Below are 18,608 nucleotides of genomic sequence, written 5' to 3'. Positions count from 1 at the left end.
CATAGAGCGATATTTTATGTTGTGGGTTGGGTATAAAAAAGCATGCGGCCAGATAATATTTTACATTAGCTGGCCGTATATTTTATTTACTTTGCAATATTTAGTTTATTACCTTAGGCATTAACTGGCGTACGTTCATCCTTTTTAACGCCCATAAAAATAGCGTAAAGCACAGGTATAACAATTAAGGTTAGTAATGTGGCAAAGAGTAGGCCAAATACTAATACAACCGCCATTGATTGGAAAAATGCATCAAAATAAAGCGGTATTACCCCAAGTACTGTTGTTAGTGTTCCCATCATTACTGGTCTTACTCGGCTATTAGCCGAATCGACAATGGCATCATAACGTGGTTTACCTTGCTTAATTTCCATATCCATTTGATCAACCAATACAATGGCATTTTTAATGAGTAGACCAGATAAAGAGAGCAATCCTAATATCCCCATAAACTCAAGTGGGGTTTGAGTTGTTACTAAGCCAAATACCACGCCTATAAGAGCCAGCGGTACCACAAGCCAAATAATAATAGGTTGTTTTAAAGCATTGAATAACACCACTACAATTAGCACCATAGCTAAAAGGCCAAGTGGTAGTGTTGATGCAAGCATTTCATTTGACTCTTTTGATTGCCCATACTCACCATCCCATTCTAATGTGTAACCGGCAGGTAAGTCAATCGCTTCTATTTGTGGCCTTACTCGATTAAATAATTCAGATGCAAGCTGCCCAGGAAGTGGATCGGCTTGAGCCTTAATTGTCCACATTCTATCTTCGCGCTTTAAAATACCATCACGCCATACGGTTTTAAATCCATTAGTAACTTGCTCTAATGGGATTGTTTTACCTGTGATTTGGCTAGGAATTTGAATGTTGCCTATATCATTAACATTCGAGCGCTCTTTTAGGGGAGCTCTAACTATAATAGGAATTAACTCTTCACCTTCTCTATATTGGCCAACCGTTTTACCAGAAAAGTTTTGTTGTAACGCTTCAGCAATTGCTTTGCGTGTTACACCTGCACGCTGGGCATTAATTGGCGAGTATTGCGGTTCAATAACCCTAACTTGCTGGCGCCAAGTATCTTTAATTGAGAGTGCACCGCCGTCATCAATCATGATTGCTTTCGCTTTATCGGCTAATTCACGAATTACTGCGGGTTCTGGCCCTTTAAATGTAGCCTCAATTTTAGAACCACCTCCGGGTCCCATTACAAAACGCCATACTTTGCCCTGCGCTTCTGGGAAGGTGTCATCTATATACGCTTGTACTTTAGGGATCATAGTATCAAGCACTTTATAGTCATCTACTTTAGCTAATATTTGGCCATAAGAACTGTTTGGTGATTCTGCTCCATAAATAAGCATAAATCGTAAACCGCCACCACCAATTAAGGTTTGTACGCCCTCAATACTCTCTTGCTGTTGAATAAAGGATTCAAGCTTGATCATATCTTTTTTGGTTTTTTCGATATCAGTTCCTTGCGGTAACCAAAAATCTACTACCATTTGTGGTGTTGTAGAGGCTGGGAAAAAACCAGATTTTACAAACTGAAATCCCCACATTGATGCACTAAAAGTAAATATCACTACAGCAACTGTTAACCAGCGATGATTAAGCGAGCTAACAACAATGGATTGATAAGCCGCCATAATCATATTAGGCTTAGCTGTTGTAGAGGTGTCTTTATCTTGTTCTTTAAACAAGCAAAAACAAAATAGTGGCGTTAGGGTAATTGCAAATAACCAACTGTAAAGTAAAGAAATTAAAATAACCCAAAATAAATGCCCAGTAAATTCGGCAGTATCACCCGGTGCTAAACCTATAGGTGCAAAGGCCACAATACCTACCAAAGTGCCGCCTAATAAAGGCCACCTTGTTTGCTTTACAACTTCAGATGCTATTTCTAGCTTTTTGCGCCCTTGTTTAGTACCCACCAGTATTCCCTCGGTGACAACAATGGCATTATCAACCATCATCCCTAAAGCAATAATTAATGCCCCAAGTGAAATTCGGTGCATGGGTATGCCGCTAAAGTCCATGGTTGCTAGCGTGGCAAAAATAGTCAGTAGTAATACTGCGCCAATAACAAGCCCAGAGCGCAGCCCCATAAATACAAGTAAAGTAACAACAACAATAATTAATGCCACAATTACATTTACTACAAAGTTATCTACCGATGCCTGAACAACCTTACCTTGATGATAATATTCATGCACTGTTATACCAATGGGTCTCACGTTTTCAGCTTGTTTAACGCGCTCATCTACGCGCTCAAACACTTTAACAACGTTAGTACCAAGCACACTGGCAACCCCTAAAGAAATTGCCGGTTGCCCGTTGTAACGTACAAGTTTAGTTGCTGGGCTTTGAAAACCACGATATACATTAGCAATATCTTTTAAATATATAGCTTTACCGTCATTGGTGGCGCTCACTAATAGATTTTGTATTGTTTCAATAGAATTAATAGAGCCGGTTGGATCTATAAAAATACGTTGATCACCAATTTGCGTATTACCGGCACTTATTACTGTATTTTGCTTATCTAAAATTGAATAAATATTACTGATTGAGCTACCTAAAGTAGCCAAATCTTCACGGGCTATTTCAACAAAAATACCTTCTTGTTGAACACCGGTCATGGCTACTTTAGCAACGCCTTTAACTTGTAAAATATCACTTTGCAGGTTTTTAGCGTAAGCATGCAGCTCATCAGGAGAGTAACCCTCAGCTGTAATTAAATAGCTCAAACCATATACATCGCCAAAATCGTCAAATATTTGTGGTGTACCTGTACCTGGTGGAAGGGAAGGGCGAGCATCATTAATTTTATTTCTTAGTTTGGTCCATATTATCTGTAGCTCAGACTTTGTCGGCGAAAACTCCGATTTAATCTCAACTTTGATCTCAGACATACCCGATGAAGAGGTAGACGATATGGTATCAATTTCCTGCAATTCTTGAATAGCACGCTCTAAAGGCTCAGTTACTTCTCGGGCTACCTCTAAAGGGCTCGCACCAGAGTAAGGAACAAACACTTGTGCGGTACGAATTATAAACTCAGGGTCTTCAAATCGTGCCATGTTTTTATATGAAGAGAAGCCAAAGCCTAACGTCAGTATAAAAATTATGGTACTAATGAGTTTGTTATTAATAGTCCACTTTGCTAAATCCATTACTCAAGCTCCTATGACTTAGTCCAAGCGCGTACTTTCATACCATCGGTTACATAATTTGCACCGGCACCAACAATTACATCGCCGGCTTTTATACCACTGGTAACAACTAGTTCTTCACCAATACCGTTTACTAAGGTGACAACCGTTTTACTCACGATCATAGATTCACTTACTGTCCATACATAATGCTGGCCATTTTCTTCAAAAATAGCAAATGTAGGCAGAGTAATTTCATTTGTAGTCGACTTATTATCAAATTCGATACGTAAACTGGCATTCATGCCGGGTAAAATATTTAGGTTTTGCGGTACAGCAAATGAAAACCTAACTTCATAAGTTTGGCTAGACGTATCAGCTTCTAAATTAGCGCGACGAAATGTAGCAGGAATAGGAGTATTAGCAGCTGATTCTAAAAGTACAAAGGCACGGCTGTCTGTACGCGAGTCAACGGTGGCAACAATAGAAGATGGAATATTAACAACCACTTCCATTTCGCCTTTACCAAATAAAGTAACTATATGCTGGCCTGCATTTACATTCTCAAGCGCCTCTACTGGTACAGCGGCTACAATTGCATCATAAGGGGCAACTAAAGTACTGTCTGTCAGTGCTTTTTTTGCTGAGTCATAGCGAGATTGAGCAACTTCTTTTTTCGATTTTAGCTGCTCTATATCTCTAGCCGAAATTACGCCATCTTTAGAGAGCTTAATTCCGCGATTAAAGTCATTATTAGCTGTTTCATACTGTATTTTTGTAGAGTTTACTTCGTTAATAAAGTTACGCTTTTCTAACGATGCCAGTTCGTCACCTTTTAATACGGATTGCGCTGCAATAACATTGAGTTTGTCTATTTTACCGCCAACTTGAAATGCCAACTTTGCGCTTTTTATCGCATCGACAGTAGCAGGATAAGTAAGAATGTTTGATTGCGCAGTATCTTTAATGGTAATTAATTTAACAGGCTTTGGGGCCTTTTCAATTTTTGTATCTACCTCAGGCTCAGAGCAGCCCGACAGTAGTACTGCTAATGCAATGCTTAGCGTATATCGATTTTTTACTACGTGTTTTATATTCATATTTTATGCCTTTTATAAAAATCAGGTACGCTTAAACTATATAAACCGGTAAACCTACAACAAACTGTGTAACTATTAATAAGCTTGATAACCTTATTACTTATAAGGAGTATCACCATTGCTTTTATTAACTTTCCCAACGACTTATGAATAATTATACCAAATCGATTGAGTGTAATTCTGTATTGTTATGTTGTTATTAGAACTAAACGCTATAAAGCCAAATACTGCAATTATAATTGTTATTATAATGTTAATTTAATATTTGTTATACAAAGAGTATACTTTAGCGCATATTATTAAGAATATCATTGTAAATTCAATGCGTTAATATATCTGTGCGTTAATGTTTTTGTTTGTGCGATTGTGTAACTCAGTGATACAGGTAAGTATATTATGTTGCAAAATTGCGAGTTTGAAAGAGCTTACTATATTGCTAGGGCTACTTTAAGTACTGTATGAGGCTAGGTTAAGGGCTTTACCTGAGGTGTTGCTTAATAATTAAGTTAATGAATAAAAGCACAGTATAGGTACTGTGCTTTTTTGTATATATATTAGATTCTTAGCGTGTTACTGCTAGTGCTTCTTCCACACTAAAGGCGCCATCGAGCAGTGATTTACCTAAAATAATACCGCCAATACCCAACTCTTTGAGCTTTTTAATGTCATCAAGAGAACTTACGCCACCAGATGCTTGTACTTTAATAGTTGAGTTATGCTTAATTAAATCCTCGTACAGCGCGAACGATGGGCCGGTCATGGTGCCATCCTTACTGATGTCCGTACATAAAAAATCGATAACACCTAAGTTAGCATAAAAATCTACTAGCTCAAGTAAACCAAACTCAGATTCAGTTAGCCAACCATGGGTTGCCGGAGCCCAGCCAGTGGCTGTTTTATTTACATCAAGGGCAATAACAAAGTGCTCTGCGCCAAACTGCTCGATCCAGGCTTTAACTTGTTCGCGTTTTTCAACCGCCATTGAGCCAATAACCACTTGGTTTGCGCCGGCTTTTAGCCAATCACTTACATCTTGCTCACAGCGAATGCCACCGCCAACTTGATACGGCACATTAAGTGCTTTTGTAGCCGCTTGAATGTGTTGCCACTGTTTTTTACTTGGATCGCGGGCACCTTCTAAATCAACTAAGTGAAGTTTACCTGCGCCGCTGTCGGCGTATTCTTTTAAACGCGCGCCTAACTCGAATGGGTAAAACTGTACAGTCTCGTATTTGCCTTGGTATAAGCGCACAATTTGATTTTGTAATACGTCTAATGCTGGAATAATCACAGTGTGTCTCTTTATTAATAGATGAGGGGCAGCCTACAACTGCCAATCAACAAAATTTTGTAATAAACGCGCGCCTATTTTAGCGCTGCGCTCTGGGTGAAACTGCATGCCGGCATAGTTATCTTTGGCCACTATGGCCGAAAAACGTTGTCCGTACTCGCTACTTACTAATGTGGCGTTGTTTACCGTGTGCGCAAAGCTGTGTACAAAGTACACTTGCTCGTCTGGTGTTAGTCCTTTTGTTAAGGCATGCTCTTTATTTATGGTTAAATTGTTCCAGCCCATATGCGGTGACGTAAGTTGACCTACATCAAGCGCTGTTACATGCCCAGGTATTTTACCTAAGCACTGCACGTTACCTTCTTCGGTGCTTTCGCACAGTAACTGCATACCTAAGCAAATACCCATTAGCGGGCGCTGGTATTCGTTTATAGCGTGTTGCCAACCGTTATCTACTAAGCGTTTCATGGCAACCGAAGCATGGCCAACACCGGGTAATATAGCGCGCTCAAAACCCGCTAACTGCTCTGGAGAGGTAATTACAGTTGGCGTTTGTCCTAAACGTTCAAAGGCAAAACGCACTGAGTTTATATTAGCGCACCCGGTATTTATTATCGCAATCATAAACACCCTTTAGAGCTAGCAGTTTGCTGGCTAATATCTTGCGCTATTGCCATGCGCAGTGCGCGAGAAAAAGCTTTAAATAAACCCTCTACTTGATGATGGCAGTTACCGTCGCTTACCGATAAAATTAGGCTAATTGCGGCGTTATCGCTTAAGCTTTTGAAAAAATGCTCAACCATTTGTACATCTAAATCGCCTGCTTTTTCGCGGCTAAAATTAGCGTTAAGTACAAACGAAGCACGCCCCGATAAATCAATTTGTGCTTCGGCTTTACATTCATCCATTGGCAGGGCAAAACCATAGCGAGCAATTTGCGATTTAGTGCCTAAGGCTTGTTTAAGTGCAACACCTAGAGCAATACCTATGTCTTCAACAAGGTGGTGCTCGTCTATGTGCAAATCGCCTTTGGCTTTAATGTTTAAACCAATGTTGGCGTGGGTGCGAATTTGATCAAGCATATGATCAAAAAAGCCAAGGCCGGTATCTATACTGCCGTTTTTAGTTTGATCTAAGTTTATTGCTACATCTATTTGAGTTTCTTTGGTATTACGTGTAACGCGGCCCTCGCGGTTTGCGGTAGTTAGTTTAGTAACTATTGCACTCCAATCGCCATCGTAAAAAATACCTTCGCAACATAAATTTTGCGCCAGGCCTAAATCAGTTTCACGGTCGCCAATTACAAAAGAGCGCGCTAAATCTACTTTGCCAGAACGCATTAGCTCGATAAGTAAACCTGTTTTAGGTTTACGGCAATCGCAGTTTTGCTCGTCAAAGTGTGGACAAATTAATACCTCGTCAAAGTTAATGCCTTGGCTTTGTAGTATGTCCATCATTTTGTTTTGGGCTAGATCAAAATCCTGTGTAGGAAAGCTGTCGGTGCCTAAACCATCTTGGTTAGATACTATTACTAAGCGATAGCCTGCTGCTTGTAATTGTAATAATGCGGGCATTACACCGGGTAAAAACGCCAGCTTTTCAAGGCTGTCTACCTGTTTATCGGTAATTGGCTCTTCAATTATGGTGCCGTCGCGGTCAATAAATAAATAGGGGTTACTCATGATACTTCCTGTTGTGCTGAAATTGCTGAGGCTGTTGGCAATGCTAGGCCATCAAGCCAAATTTTTACTTGTTTAAGTTCTTGTTCGCTACCAATTGAAATGCGTAGCCAGTCGCTTTCACCATATAAGGTAAAAGCGCGCATAACCAAACCTTGCTCAAGTGCGATTTTAAAATAGTTTTTATCGGCTAACTTTAAAGTAACAAAGTTACCTTCACCAGTGAGAATTTTTAATACAGCAGGCGATTCACTTAGCCACTGTACAAGTTTAGCTTTTAAAGCGTTTAAAATAATCACTTGGCGGCGCATTGAGGTAATTGCATCGGGAGCAATTGCTTGCGCTGCAATACTTGCTACTACGCCAGATACCGGATACGGCGCTATTACTTTACGAATTGGCGCAAGAGTTGCTGCTTGTGCAAGCGTAAAACCGGTTCTAAGGCCTGCCAGTGCAAATGCTTTTGAAAGGGTACGTAGCACCACTACATTACTAAATTGGTTTATTAATTTTGTAGCGCTTTGCTCTGGGCAAAATTCTATATAGGCCTCATCAACAATAACCAATGCTTTATCTGCAAGTGCTGTTGCAATTGCTGTCACTTTATCAAGTGGGGTTAAGCTGCCTGTGGGGTTATTTGGGTTACAAATAAATACCAATTTTGAGCTGCCAACCGCATCTACTATTTCATCAACACTGCCATTTAATAATTGCGCTTGTGTTAGTGCGTTAATGGCGACATTGTGTGTATCGGCAGTGACTTTATACATGCCGTAAGTTGGCAAAAATAGCGCAATGCTGTCTTTTGCGCTTTCGCAGTATGTTCGCACTAAAAGCTCTATGCCTTCGTCGGCACCACGGGTCATTAGCACGTTTTCGCTTTCAAGCTCTGCATACGCAGCGTAGCGGTCAATAACCAGTTGTGGTTGTGGATCTGGATAGCGATTTAAATCTTCAACACTCAGCTGGATGGTTTTAGCATAGGGGCTTTCGTTGGCATTTAACCACGTTGTGCCGCTTAACTTTTCACTTTTAGCTGAGCTGTAGGCAGCAAGTGCTGCAATATTTGCTGGTAATAAGCTATTAGCTTGCGTGCTCTCATTGCTCATTTTTAATTGCCTCTAAGCGAATTGAAACCGCATTTGCGTGAGCATCAAGGCCCTCGGCATTTGCAAGGGGTAAAATAGCTTTTGCAAGCTGGGTTAAACCACTTTTACTAATTGTTTGCACTGTATAGGTGCGAAAAAAATCAAGTAAGTTCAAGCTAGAATAGCTTGCGCTGTAACCATAGGTTGGCAATACGTGATTAGTTCCTGAAGCGTAATCGCCTGCGGATTCAGGCGTATAATCGCCCACAAATACTGAGCCCGCATTTTTAACTTTATCTAGGTATGGGGTTGAGTCAGCTAGTTGTAAAATTAAGTGCTCTGGGCCGTACTGCGCCGATACGTCAAACGCTTGTGCAACTGAATCAACTAAAATAAGTGACGAGTTAGCTAAGGCTTGCTCGGCGGTTTCTTTGCGGCTTAATTTAGCCAGTTGACGAGTAAGCGCTTGCTGAGTTTGCGCAATAATACGTTCGCTGTTACATAATAAAATAACTTGAGAGTCAGCACCGTGCTCTGCTTGAGAGAGTAAATCGGCAGCAATAAATTCTGGATTTGCACGCTCATCAGCAATAACCAGTACTTCTGAGGGACCTGCTGGCATATCAATGGCCATGCCAGGTACAGTTTGCGCCACCAGTTGCTTAGCCATAGTGACAAAGCTGTTACCCGGACCAAATATTTTATTCACTTTAGGCACCGACTCTGTGCCATAAGCCATTGCTGCAATTGCACCTGCACCACCACTTTCTATTAAAGTAGTAATGCCGCATAACTTAGCTGCATATAAAATAGCGGGGTTAATGGCTTTATCACCTTGTACAGGTGTAGCAAGTACAACGGTTTTTGCACCGCTTAATTGGGCTAATACACCTTGCATAATAACCGACGATGGCAGCGGAGCACTGCCACCGGGTACATATATACCAACAGCTTCGATGGCTTGATATTTCAGTTCACACACAACGCCCGGTTGGGTCGATAACTTTATATCTTTAGGTAATTGCGCTTCATGAAAACATTTTACATTTGCATAAGCGGTATCAATGGCATACTTAAGCTCTGCACTGAGCGCCTGCTCAGATGCGTTTATTTCATCAAGCGGCACACGTAAACGTGGATTCGCTCTATTATCAAACTCTTTAGCCATGTTTAGTAAAGCCTCGTCGCCTTGCTCTTTTACTTTAGCTAAAATAGTTTTACATATAGCTTCAACCTTAGCGCTGGCCGAAACCGCAGGGCGTGTTAGCGCCGCTGCTTGTGCTTGTGAAGATTCCTCATTCCAACGAAGCATGTTACTTACTCCATCATTTTTTCAATAGGCATAACTAAAATTGAGTTAGCACCTAGGGCTTTTAGCTGCTCCATGGTTTCCCAAAATAAAGTTTCGCTGCTTACCATGTGCAGTGCTACATAATCATCACTACCGGCAAGGGCAAGTAGGGTAGGTTGACCAGAGCCAGGCAAAATTTCGCAAATTTCTTCAAGCTTATTTTTTGGCGCGTGTAGCATAATGTATTTGCTTTCTTTAGCTTGTCTAACACCACGTAGGCGCGGCATAAGCTTATTAATAAGTGCTAATTTATCGGTATCTTGTAGGTCTTTATTTTGAATTAAACAAGCGTTTGATTCTAAAATAGTATCGCCTTGCATTAATCCATTCGCTTCAAGCGTTGCGCCAGTAGAAACCAAATCACAAATTGCATCAGCAAGGCCTGCACGTGGCGCTACTTCAACCGAGCCGGTAAGCATAACCGTGCTGGCGTTAATGCCTTCGCGTTTTAAGTACTGTTTTAAAATTTCAGGGTAGGTGGTAGCAATGCGCTTGCCTTCAAACCAGCTCTTGTCTTGCTTACCAAGCTCTTGTGGCCACGCTAGTGCTAGGCGGCAGTAACCAAAGTCTAGTTTAGACAGTTTAGTTACTTCGCTTGGGATACCTTGGCGCAAACGCTCAGCTTGCACTTCTACTAGTACGTTTTCACCCACTATGCCTAAATCACATACGCCTTCCATTACTAAGCCTGGAATGTCGTCATCGCGCACACGTAATACATCAATTGGCATATTAGTTGAGTGTGCAATTAAGCGTTGTTCACGAAGATTAAGTTTGATACCTAGCTGTTTAAGTAGCTCTTGGCAATCTTTTGAAAGGCGGCCGCCCTTTTGGATGGCGATACGTAGACGATTACTGTTGTTCATTCTTCATTTTCCTTTAATTTAAAAACTAAAAACCCCGAGGCGGAACCTCAGGGCGAAAATGAATCAATTTTTTATGACTCGCCAGAGGTTCCTTTTAGGAATAACCTCTCAGCGAAAGACCTGACAGGTTATTCCGATGAATGGTGGTGATGTACTGATGTCAGGTTTAAGCGCATTTTATTGTCCTATTTAACAAACGTTTATATAGTTAACGTGTGTTGTTATGTATCTCGATTTGTACGGATTATAAAAACATAAAGCAGCATAATATGGCAAGCCTTTTTTTACATAATTAAAGAATATGTTATAACCGCCGATATAAACTAGGATTAATGTATATTGACTTAAGCTTTAAAAGCTCAAATCATAAATTGATTTTGGTATTGAAGGAGGATGTATGGATATTATGATCCCCTACTTAGGGCCAATTACGCGTTTAGCGCTCGAGCCTAAAGGGGCTTTTTATATTGCGGGCGTAAAACAAGGTGCGAGTACTGACAAAGTCGCATTAGACGAGCGTAAAAAACGTGAGTTAGAAAAAAAACAAAAACTGTCACTTATCAACGAAAACACCGATAACTCGGGTATTAAAAAAGATGAAGACGGTACGCCGCACCTAGATACATGGGCATAAGTTGTTAAGCTGCGTTATTAAGCGCAGCTACAAAACAGATCAAATACGCCCCAAAGTAGGTGCTATTTGATCATGTATATAACCAGTTAACCGCAGCAAAGTAATAGCTTAATTAGCCGTTTTTTTAGTTTGCTCTGCAGATGCAATACTGCTGTGAATAAGTGGTGAAATAGTTAAACCTTGAATAATAATTGAAAAAATCACTACTACATAGGTCACAATTACAATTAGGTTATGTAAATCAGAGCCGCCAATAAAAACTTCTTCACGGGGTATGGCCGCTGCCATGGCTAATGCTAAGCCACCTCTTAATCCGCCCCAGGTTAATATTTTAACGCTATGCTTGTCGTAACTTCTAAATTGTTTAAACAATACAAAAGGGGCACCTACACTAATAAAACGGGCTATAAGCACAGCAGGTATCATCAGCAAGCCTACGCCAATTTCACTTAGCGTAATGGGCATGGTCACTATGAGCATGCCAATAATTAAAAACAGTAGCGCATTTAAAAAGCTGTCCGTGGCATGCCAAAAGTCTTTTACATAACGGGTATCATCGGGCCCTGTGCGTTCAGTGGCTTTAGAGCGAGTAATATTACCTAACAAAATACCGCTGGTTACCATAGCAAGCGCGCCCGATATTTCCCATAAATTAGCCGCTGCAAATCCTGCGCTTGGGATAGTGAGAGTAATAAGCAAGCGAATATTTACGTCGCGACTATTAATAATTAAAAAGTGGCCAACCAGTGCAATAGCCAAGCCAAACGCTATACCACCAAGGGCATCAACAAAAAACAGCTCGGCTATATCTTTAAAGTTTGCATCGGTACCATAAAAGGCTACTGAAAAAATAGTGGTAAATATAACTAAACCAATCCCATCGTTAAAAAGCGATTCGCCCTCAACTTGTACCGAAATACCCTCAGGTGCACGCATTTGCTTAATGATAGCCAGTACTGCAATTGGGTCGGTGGGGCTAATTAATGCACCAAATAATAAACAGTATATAAAAGGCACTGGCCAGCCAAAGGCTGCAAATAAGTAAAAACTTAAATAGCCAACTATAAAAGTAGAAACCAAGGTAGAAAACAAGACTAAAACGGTTATTTCCCAGCGTTGTTTTTTAAGAGCTTGCAGGTTAATTTCCAGTGCGCCGGCAAACAACAAAAAGCCTAGCATGCCTTTAAGAAGTAACTCATTAAAGTTAATACTTGAGACAATTTGGGTCATAGCTAACGCGTTTTGATCGCCCAAAAGCTTAACGGCAATGATCAACAATAATGAAATGACAACCGAGCCTGTGGTAATGGCAATAGTGGTTTGCATTTTAAGAATATATTGATTTGCAAATGCAATAAAAATAGCAAGTGCAGAAAGAAAGCAAATGAGGTACCAAGCATTCATCGATTAACCTTAATTAATTATAAGCGACACACAAAAAGCGAGTTTCAAGGCTGCTATGGTACTCCTGTCGTATTATAGTGTCACAATATTTATAGGCGAATTAGGCGTTTAATTTAACTTTACTATCGCAACTGGTTAATAGTAAATGAGCCATTGTTAATAGTGTTGTCATAACTTTAAAGCTAAGTTAGTAATAACGTGTCTTGGTAATTTAGGATGAATAATTAAAATGAAGATTTTATTTTATAAATAGCGTCATAAAAGTAAAACTACTTTGTAATTACTTGCCCTTGGTGGTTAGCTTACGTAAAATCGCGCTATTATTTATTATAAAGTGATTGGTATTATCAAACAGCTGTTTAGTGCAACCGGGCCTTTGGCGTTATCTTTAGATGGGTATACACCACGACAGCCACAAATAGATATGGCCGTTGCCGTTGCTGATGCGTTAAAAAACAGCTCACAACTAGTAGTTGAAGCCGGTACGGGCACAGGAAAAACCTTTGCCTACTTAGCCCCCGCGCTTAAATCAAAAGGTAAAACCATCATATCTACGGGCTCTAAAGCCCTGCAAGAGCAGTTATATCATCGCGACTTACCTCAACTCGTAAAAGCGTTAAGTGCTTCTAAAAAAACGGCCTTATTAAAAGGCCGAGCAAACTACTTATGTACTTATCGACTTAATCAGCATGTGGCTCATGTACCTACCGACGATTCTGATGTAATGCACCAATTAGCTATGGTGGCTAAGTTTGCCAGCGAAACACAGTCAGGCGACTTAGCCGACTGTATTGGTATAGAAGACGATGCAAAAGTATTACCTTATGTAAACTCCACCGCAGACAACTGTTTAGGCAAAGAATGCCCCGACTTTCAGGCTTGTTATATAAGAAAAGCACGCTTAAATGCGGCTGATGCCGATATAGTGGTAATTAACCATCATTTATTTTTTGCTGATATGGCGGTAAAAGACAGTGGTTTTGCAGAGCTGATGCCCACAGCAGATGCTTATATATTTGACGAAGCACACCAATTAAGCGAAATTGCTAGTGATTACTTTGGCGAAAGCGTTAGCACTAAAAAGCTGGTGGATTTAATTAACGATTTACGTGCCATTTATCGTGCCGAAATCCCTGACATGCTGCAGCTAGGTAAAAGCTTAAATAAACTCGAAACCAGTGTTGCCGATTTACGTCTGCAGTTTGGCGTTGATGGCAGCCGTGGTGATTGGCGCACCAAGCTCAGCGATAAGCAAATTTGCGCCGCGTTGCATCGGGTTATTAGCGACCTAGACTTTGTTTATCAGGTATTAAAACTTTGCTTAGACAGAAGCGATAAAATAGAGCACCCGTTTGAACGTGCACTTGCATTCAAAGGCCAGTTGGAGCGGGTATTCGATATCACGCAAACAGGTTTTAGCTATTGGTACGAAACCACCCGCCGTTATTTAACTATTAATATAACGCCATTAAATGTATCAGTTAAATTTGCTAAAATGATGGCCGATACTGGCGCAGGGTTTGTATTTACCTCGGCTACATTGTCGGTCGATAATCAGCTTAACCACTTTAACGCTAGCCTTGGATTAACACCCAAACAAAGCATGATGGTAGATAGCCCGTTTGATTATCCAAACCAAGCACTGCTGTGTTTGCCGCGTTACTTACCAGAGTCGCATGCAGACAATATGCCCCACGCAATTGTAAAATTAACCCTAGAATTAATTAAGTCGGCTAAAGGGCGCTGTTTTGTACTTTTTACAAGTTACCGTATGATGCATTTAGTAGCCGAAGGGCTTACTACGCAAATAGACTACCCAGTTTATATGCAAGGACAAATGTCGAAACGTATTATTTTAGAAAAGTTTACTCGCCATGGTAACGCAGTGCTATTAGGAACAGCTTCATTTTGGGAAGGAGTTGATGTACGCGGCAGTACGCTAAGCTGTGTTATTATTGATAAGCTTCCCTTTGCTGCGCCAGATGATCCTTTGCTACAAGCTAAAATGCAAGACTGTCAAATGCAAGGAAAAGACCCCTTTGCACATATACAATTACCACAAGCAGTTATTGCGCTTAAGCAAGGAGTAGGGCGATTAATACGCGACAGTAAAGACAAAGGTGTACTTGTAATATGCGATAACCGCCTAGTTACACGCCAATATGGGCAAGTGTTTTTAAAGAGCTTACCGCCAATGCGTCGCACGCGAAGCTTAGAAGATGTCAATAAATTTTTACAACAAATTAATTAGAGTAATAAAATGATCAAAAGTAATATTCTTGCCCTTGATGCGTCTACCGAAGCGCTATCAATTGTTTTACATTTTAAGGGGCAAACATTTCATCATTTTGAAGAATGCCCACAGCAGCATAGTCAAAAAATACTGCCATTAATAGATCAGCTATTAACCAGCGCAAACTGTAAATTAAAAGACTTAGACGTAATTGGCTTTGGTCAAGGTCCAGGTAGTTTTACGGGAGTACGTATTAGTGTAGCTATTGCACAAGGCCTTGCATATTCAACTAAATTGCCACTTGTAGGGGTATCTACGTTAGCTATTATGGCGCAACAAGCGTTTGAGCAACACGGCCATGAAAGTGTTTATCCTAGTATTGACGCCCGCATGGGAGAGATTTACTTTGCGCATTACCAAGCACAAAATGGCTTAATGCAATTAGCTAATCAAGAATGCGTAATTAAACCTGAGTTGTTAAATCAAGATTATATAGCCAATAGTGCACCACAATCGGTTGCTGTAGGTACAGGGTTTAAAACATACCCTGATGCGTTGAATGATTTTGATAACGTAACTATTAATAGCGAGATCACACTGCCCGATGCACGCTACATGCTAGCATTTGTAGAGGCAGGCTTTTTAGCGGGTAACGTTGTAAAAGCAAGCGATGCACAGCCTAAATATGTACGCGATACTGTTACTTGGAAAAAGCTTCCAGGTCGAGAGTGAAAATTAAATAACGAGTATTTGCAAATCGGTTGTTTTTAAATCATAATTTTAAATAGATTAAGATTGGAGACGCGTAATGACGCTGCCTATTGGTTCAGGTTTTTTTACCGGAGATATTCCGGGTAGAGTTAGCTCTGCTAAAGTAGTTACTAATAAACCTCAAGGTTTGTTAGAGCACACTGCTGCGCCAAAAACGAATACCGATTATGTTAAAAACAGTCGTGAAGGCGTAGAGTTAGCCAATCAATTTTTTAAAGCAAGCGCAGCAAATACACAATATAATCAAACTATTTACGACCAACCCTCAGCACAAGTAAGCAAGGCTATTTCCACTTATACCGAATTTGCAAATTTAGAACGACGTGCTGAAGTGCAAGATTTAATTGGTGTAGACATTTACGCTTAAATTACTCAAGCATAAAATTTAAAAATAAAAAGCCCGAACATATTAGATGCTCGGGCTTTTTGTTTGTTACATATTTATTGTATTTAATAACGTTATTTTTCTATAAATGCAATTAGCTTATCGGCAATGTCAGTATTGTTTTGTGAGCCCGTAAATTGCTCGCTACCTTTACCATAGGCAAATACTTGTACATCAACTGCTGTGTGGCCACCAGTTGTCCAGCCAGTAAAACTGGCATCGTTAATAATACTTTTAATGGCTAAATTTAAAGGCTTTTTACCCATTTTTTTAGCTTGCTCAAGTTTAATTTGGTGCTCAGCACTAAACTCAATATTAGTATTAGCCGACCAAACTGTTTTTAAATCACTGGCATCCATTAATAGTGAGGTTAATTTACCAGCCGAGGCTTTAACGCCTTTAACTATTTCGGTATCCCACTTGTATTGTCCGTGGGCACCAAGTGTTAAACCACCTGTTGAGTGATCTGCGGTAACAATTAAAATCGTGTCTTGGTTTTTATCAACGTATGCTTTTGCTTTTTCGACCGATTTAGCAAAGTCGTCCATTTCTGCCATAGCACAGGCTATATCGTTAGCATGGCCACACCAATCAATTTGGCTGCCTTCAATCATCACAAAAAAGCCTTTTTTGTTTTGGCCATCTAACAAATCAAGTGTTTTAGTGGTTAATCTTGCAAGGCGAGTAGGGTGTTCATCAATTGCGTATGGAAGGCCTTTTTCGGCGTATAAACCAATGGCAGGGAGCTGCGTAATTTGGCCTAGGTTATTAATGTCGTCGGAGTATTGATAACCAGCGGCTTTAAATTCTTCAATTAAGTTACGGTCTTCACGAATAAAATATTTAGTCCCTCCACCTAGCATTAAATCAACGGGTAGCTTGCCGGCAATTTTATTATCAATGTAATCGTTAGCAATTTCATCGTAGTTACCGCGAGATTCATTATGAGCCGCAAAGCTTGCCGGTGTGGCGTGGTTAATTTGTAAAGTAGCGACAAGTGCAGTGGTCATACCGCGCTCTTTTGCAATTTCTAACATCGTTTTAACGGGCTTTTTATTGGTATCTACGCCAATAGCACCGTTATAGCTTTTATGACCACTACTTAACGCTGTAGCGCTTGCTGCGCTGTCGGTAACATAAGTATGATCGTCTGGGTAGGTGTGTGCCATACCGGTTAACATAGTATCGAATACAGTGCTTTCAATTGCCTTTGTGTTTGGATCGTCTTTAAAGTAACGATAAGCAGTTGTATAAGCTGGGCCCATACCATCACCAATCATATAAATAATGTTTTTTGGTGCCGAATCTGCATAAGCACCTGTTGCGCTGCATAAAAGCGCCAATAAACTGAGCTGTTTTTTCATGTTTGTACCTTTTAAATGTACTTAATTTAATAGCTTGGAGTTATTGTATACAGTTAATATGAAAAATAAATTAATATCGATGAACGACTAAAGCAAAGTGTTAAAGTTATATTGCGCTTAAGCTTTATTAAATCAGGATTATATAAACTAATTTACTTGCTTAGTTAGTTATAATTACTCCTTTGTTTTAAATTAGCTGGTAGCAAATACCTATCATTAAAGGTTACATTGTCTATAACTACTGAAAGATAGATTTAAAAACACCTTTTAAAACACGTTAGAGCTAACAGTTATAAATAATCATTAATAAAATTAATAGGGGTATGCTGTGGAACCATTTAATATTCAAATCAATAATTTAAATATTCATGGTTTAAAAGCGGGAAGTGGAGATGAAGTTGTAATTGCGCTGCATGGTTGGCTTGATAATAGTGCAAGTTATATCCCTATGTTAGCAAATGCCAAAGTACAGCAAACGTGGTATTGCCTTGATTTTGCCGGACACGGTTTGTCGTCGTGGCGTAGCGACGACACACACTATTATTTTGTAGATTATATTGATGATATATATCAGTTTATAAATGCTTTAGGGGTAAAAAAAGTACACCTAGTAGGGCACTCTATGGGCGCTATGGTGGCGGGGTTGTTTGCAAGCTGTTTTAGTGATTATGTAACGTCTGTAACATTTATAGAAGGGATTGGGTGCGTAACAACCCCAAGTGAAGAAGTAACGCAAAAACTTAAAAGTGCTATTTTAAACCGAGGCAGGCTAAAAAATAAAAAGCCAAGAGTGTATCAATCTAAAGAGCAAATACACCAAGCACGTGCGCAAACAACAGATTTAAGTAGCCAGCTTGTTGAGGTGTTAATGGCGCGCAATATTAAAACAATTAAAAATGGATTTGCATTAACAACCGACCCAAAGCTTAAAAATCATTCAGGTTTTAGGTTTGATGAGGCGCAATGTATTGGTGCAATAAAAAATTTAATTGCGCCATGTCAGTTAATACTAGGGGATACAGGCTACACTTTTGTAAAACAAAATTTAGAAAACTATGCTAAATATTACAATAGCTTAAATGTAATAACTGTAGAGGGCGGGCATCACTGTCATATGCAAAGTAGTGCGCACTGTTTTGAACAGATTCAAGCATTTATGGTGCAAAGTAGCGTGTGTTAATTGTATATTAGCGTTAAATGTGGGACTATTCTTCATTAGAGTATTTGCTCAATTGTCAAAGTGCCTTACTTAGATTAAGGTTAATAAAAATATAACTATAAACA

General features: G+C 39.9%; 15 protein-coding genes. 5 read left to right on the top strand and 10 right to left on the bottom strand.

Annotation, left to right across the window (positions count from 1 at the left end; translation table 11 throughout):
- Positions 1-113 precede the first annotated feature (113 nt).
- From HC000_RS02345 to hisG, 8 genes are all read right to left on the bottom strand, one after another.
- Positions 114-3,179, bottom strand: a complete 3,066-nt coding sequence (locus HC000_RS02345; protein ID WP_179806865.1) for an efflux RND transporter permease subunit — start codon at positions 3,177-3,179, stop codon at positions 114-116.
- 11 nt (positions 3,180-3,190) lie between these two features.
- Positions 3,191-4,258 (bottom strand): efflux RND transporter periplasmic adaptor subunit, encoded by a 1,068-nt coding sequence (locus tag HC000_RS02340; protein WP_179806864.1) that lies wholly within the window; start codon positions 4,256-4,258, stop codon positions 3,191-3,193.
- 562 nt (positions 4,259-4,820) lie between these two features.
- On the bottom strand, positions 4,821-5,549 hold the full coding sequence (locus tag HC000_RS02335) for a 1-(5-phosphoribosyl)-5-[(5-phosphoribosylamino)methylideneamino] imidazole-4-carboxamide isomerase (RefSeq protein WP_011330113.1): 729 nt from the start codon (positions 5,547-5,549) through the stop codon (positions 4,821-4,823).
- A gap of 33 nt (positions 5,550-5,582) precedes the next feature.
- Complete coding sequence (gene hisH, locus HC000_RS02330; RefSeq protein WP_179806863.1) at positions 5,583-6,173, bottom strand: imidazole glycerol phosphate synthase subunit HisH; 591 nt, start codon at positions 6,171-6,173, stop codon at positions 5,583-5,585.
- Positions 6,170-7,231, bottom strand: coding sequence for a bifunctional histidinol-phosphatase/imidazoleglycerol-phosphate dehydratase HisB (hisB, locus tag HC000_RS02325; protein ID WP_179806862.1), 1,062 nt, complete (start codon positions 7,229-7,231; stop codon positions 6,170-6,172). Before hisB ends, hisH begins: the two co-directional genes overlap by 4 nt.
- Positions 7,228-8,337 (bottom strand): histidinol-phosphate transaminase, encoded by a 1,110-nt coding sequence (gene hisC / locus HC000_RS02320; protein ID WP_179806861.1) that lies wholly within the window; start codon positions 8,335-8,337, stop codon positions 7,228-7,230. Before hisC ends, hisB begins: the two co-directional genes overlap by 4 nt.
- The gene (gene hisD / locus HC000_RS02315) at positions 8,327-9,628 is read right to left on the bottom strand and encodes a histidinol dehydrogenase (protein ID WP_179806860.1); all 1,302 of its coding nucleotides are present in this window, start codon (positions 9,626-9,628) and stop codon (positions 8,327-8,329) included. Before hisD ends, hisC begins: the two co-directional genes overlap by 11 nt.
- Positions 9,629-9,633: 5 nt before the next feature.
- Positions 9,634-10,533, bottom strand: a complete 900-nt coding sequence (gene hisG, locus HC000_RS02310; RefSeq protein WP_011330118.1) for an ATP phosphoribosyltransferase — start codon at positions 10,531-10,533, stop codon at positions 9,634-9,636.
- 397 nt (positions 10,534-10,930) lie between these two features.
- Between hisG and HC000_RS02305 the strand changes: the two genes are divergently transcribed.
- Positions 10,931-11,167: a hypothetical protein gene (locus HC000_RS02305; RefSeq protein WP_011330119.1), complete on the top strand. Its 237-nt coding sequence runs from the start codon at positions 10,931-10,933 to the stop codon at positions 11,165-11,167.
- Between the two features lie 108 nt (positions 11,168-11,275).
- On the opposite strand, the gene HC000_RS02300 is transcribed toward HC000_RS02305, so the two are convergent.
- Positions 11,276-12,571 (bottom strand): sodium:proton antiporter, encoded by a 1,296-nt coding sequence (locus tag HC000_RS02300; RefSeq protein ID WP_086993462.1) that lies wholly within the window; start codon positions 12,569-12,571, stop codon positions 11,276-11,278.
- 334 nt (positions 12,572-12,905) lie between these two features.
- Here HC000_RS02300 and HC000_RS02295 point away from each other — a divergent pair, with 334 nt between their 5' ends.
- From HC000_RS02295 to HC000_RS02285, 3 genes are all read left to right on the top strand, one after another.
- Positions 12,906-14,822 carry an ATP-dependent DNA helicase gene (locus tag HC000_RS02295; RefSeq protein WP_179806859.1) on the top strand — a complete coding sequence of 639 codons (1,917 nt, stop codon included), beginning with the start codon at positions 12,906-12,908 and terminating at the stop codon, positions 14,820-14,822.
- Positions 14,823-14,831: 9 nt separating this feature from the next.
- Positions 14,832-15,536: a tRNA (adenosine(37)-N6)-threonylcarbamoyltransferase complex dimerization subunit type 1 TsaB gene (gene tsaB, locus HC000_RS02290; RefSeq protein WP_179806858.1), complete on the top strand. Its 705-nt coding sequence runs from the start codon at positions 14,832-14,834 to the stop codon at positions 15,534-15,536.
- A gap of 76 nt (positions 15,537-15,612) precedes the next feature.
- Positions 15,613-15,942, top strand: a complete 330-nt coding sequence (locus HC000_RS02285; protein WP_086993466.1) for a hypothetical protein — start codon at positions 15,613-15,615, stop codon at positions 15,940-15,942.
- A 92-nt stretch (positions 15,943-16,034) separates the two neighbouring features.
- Here the strand turns inward: HC000_RS02285 and HC000_RS02280 are convergent, their stop codons facing one another.
- Positions 16,035-17,324 (bottom strand): alkaline phosphatase, encoded by a 1,290-nt coding sequence (locus HC000_RS02280; RefSeq protein WP_179806857.1) that lies wholly within the window; start codon positions 17,322-17,324, stop codon positions 16,035-16,037.
- 328 nt (positions 17,325-17,652) lie between these two features.
- Here HC000_RS02280 and HC000_RS02275 point away from each other — a divergent pair, with 328 nt between their 5' ends.
- The gene (locus HC000_RS02275) at positions 17,653-18,504 is read left to right on the top strand and encodes an alpha/beta hydrolase (RefSeq protein ID WP_179806856.1); all 852 of its coding nucleotides are present in this window, start codon (positions 17,653-17,655) and stop codon (positions 18,502-18,504) included.
- The last annotated feature ends 104 nt before the right edge of the window (positions 18,505-18,608 follow it).

This window comes from Pseudoalteromonas sp. MIP2626 (assembly GCF_013414205.1).
Lineage (GTDB): Bacteria > Pseudomonadota > Gammaproteobacteria > Enterobacterales > Alteromonadaceae > Pseudoalteromonas > Pseudoalteromonas nigrifaciens.
This window is presented reverse-complemented; position numbering and strand designations above follow the sequence as displayed.

Coding starts and splice junctions, on each gene's coding strand:
- HC000_RS02345 (WP_179806865.1), bottom strand. CDS start 3,179: ATGGATTTAGCAAAGTGGACTATTAATAACAAACTCATTAGTACCATA.
- HC000_RS02340 (WP_179806864.1), bottom strand. CDS start 4,258: ATGAATATAAAACACGTAGTAAAAAATCGATATACGCTAAGCATTGCA.
- hisH (WP_179806863.1), bottom strand. CDS start 6,173: ATGATTGCGATAATAAATACCGGGTGCGCTAATATAAACTCAGTGCGT.
- hisB (WP_179806862.1), bottom strand. CDS start 7,231: ATGAGTAACCCCTATTTATTTATTGACCGCGACGGCACCATAATTGAA.
- hisC (WP_179806861.1), bottom strand. CDS start 8,337: ATGAGCAATGAGAGCACGCAAGCTAATAGCTTATTACCAGCAAATATT.
- hisD (WP_179806860.1), bottom strand. CDS start 9,628: ATGCTTCGTTGGAATGAGGAATCTTCACAAGCACAAGCAGCGGCGCTA.
- hisG (WP_011330118.1), bottom strand. CDS start 10,533: ATGAACAACAGTAATCGTCTACGTATCGCCATCCAAAAGGGCGGCCGC.
- HC000_RS02305 (WP_011330119.1), top strand. CDS start 10,931: ATGGATATTATGATCCCCTACTTAGGGCCAATTACGCGTTTAGCGCTC.
- HC000_RS02300 (WP_086993462.1), bottom strand. CDS start 12,571: ATGAATGCTTGGTACCTCATTTGCTTTCTTTCTGCACTTGCTATTTTT.
- tsaB (WP_179806858.1), top strand. CDS start 14,832: ATGATCAAAAGTAATATTCTTGCCCTTGATGCGTCTACCGAAGCGCTA.
- HC000_RS02285 (WP_086993466.1), top strand. CDS start 15,613: ATGACGCTGCCTATTGGTTCAGGTTTTTTTACCGGAGATATTCCGGGT.
- HC000_RS02280 (WP_179806857.1), bottom strand. CDS start 17,324: ATGAAAAAACAGCTCAGTTTATTGGCGCTTTTATGCAGCGCAACAGGT.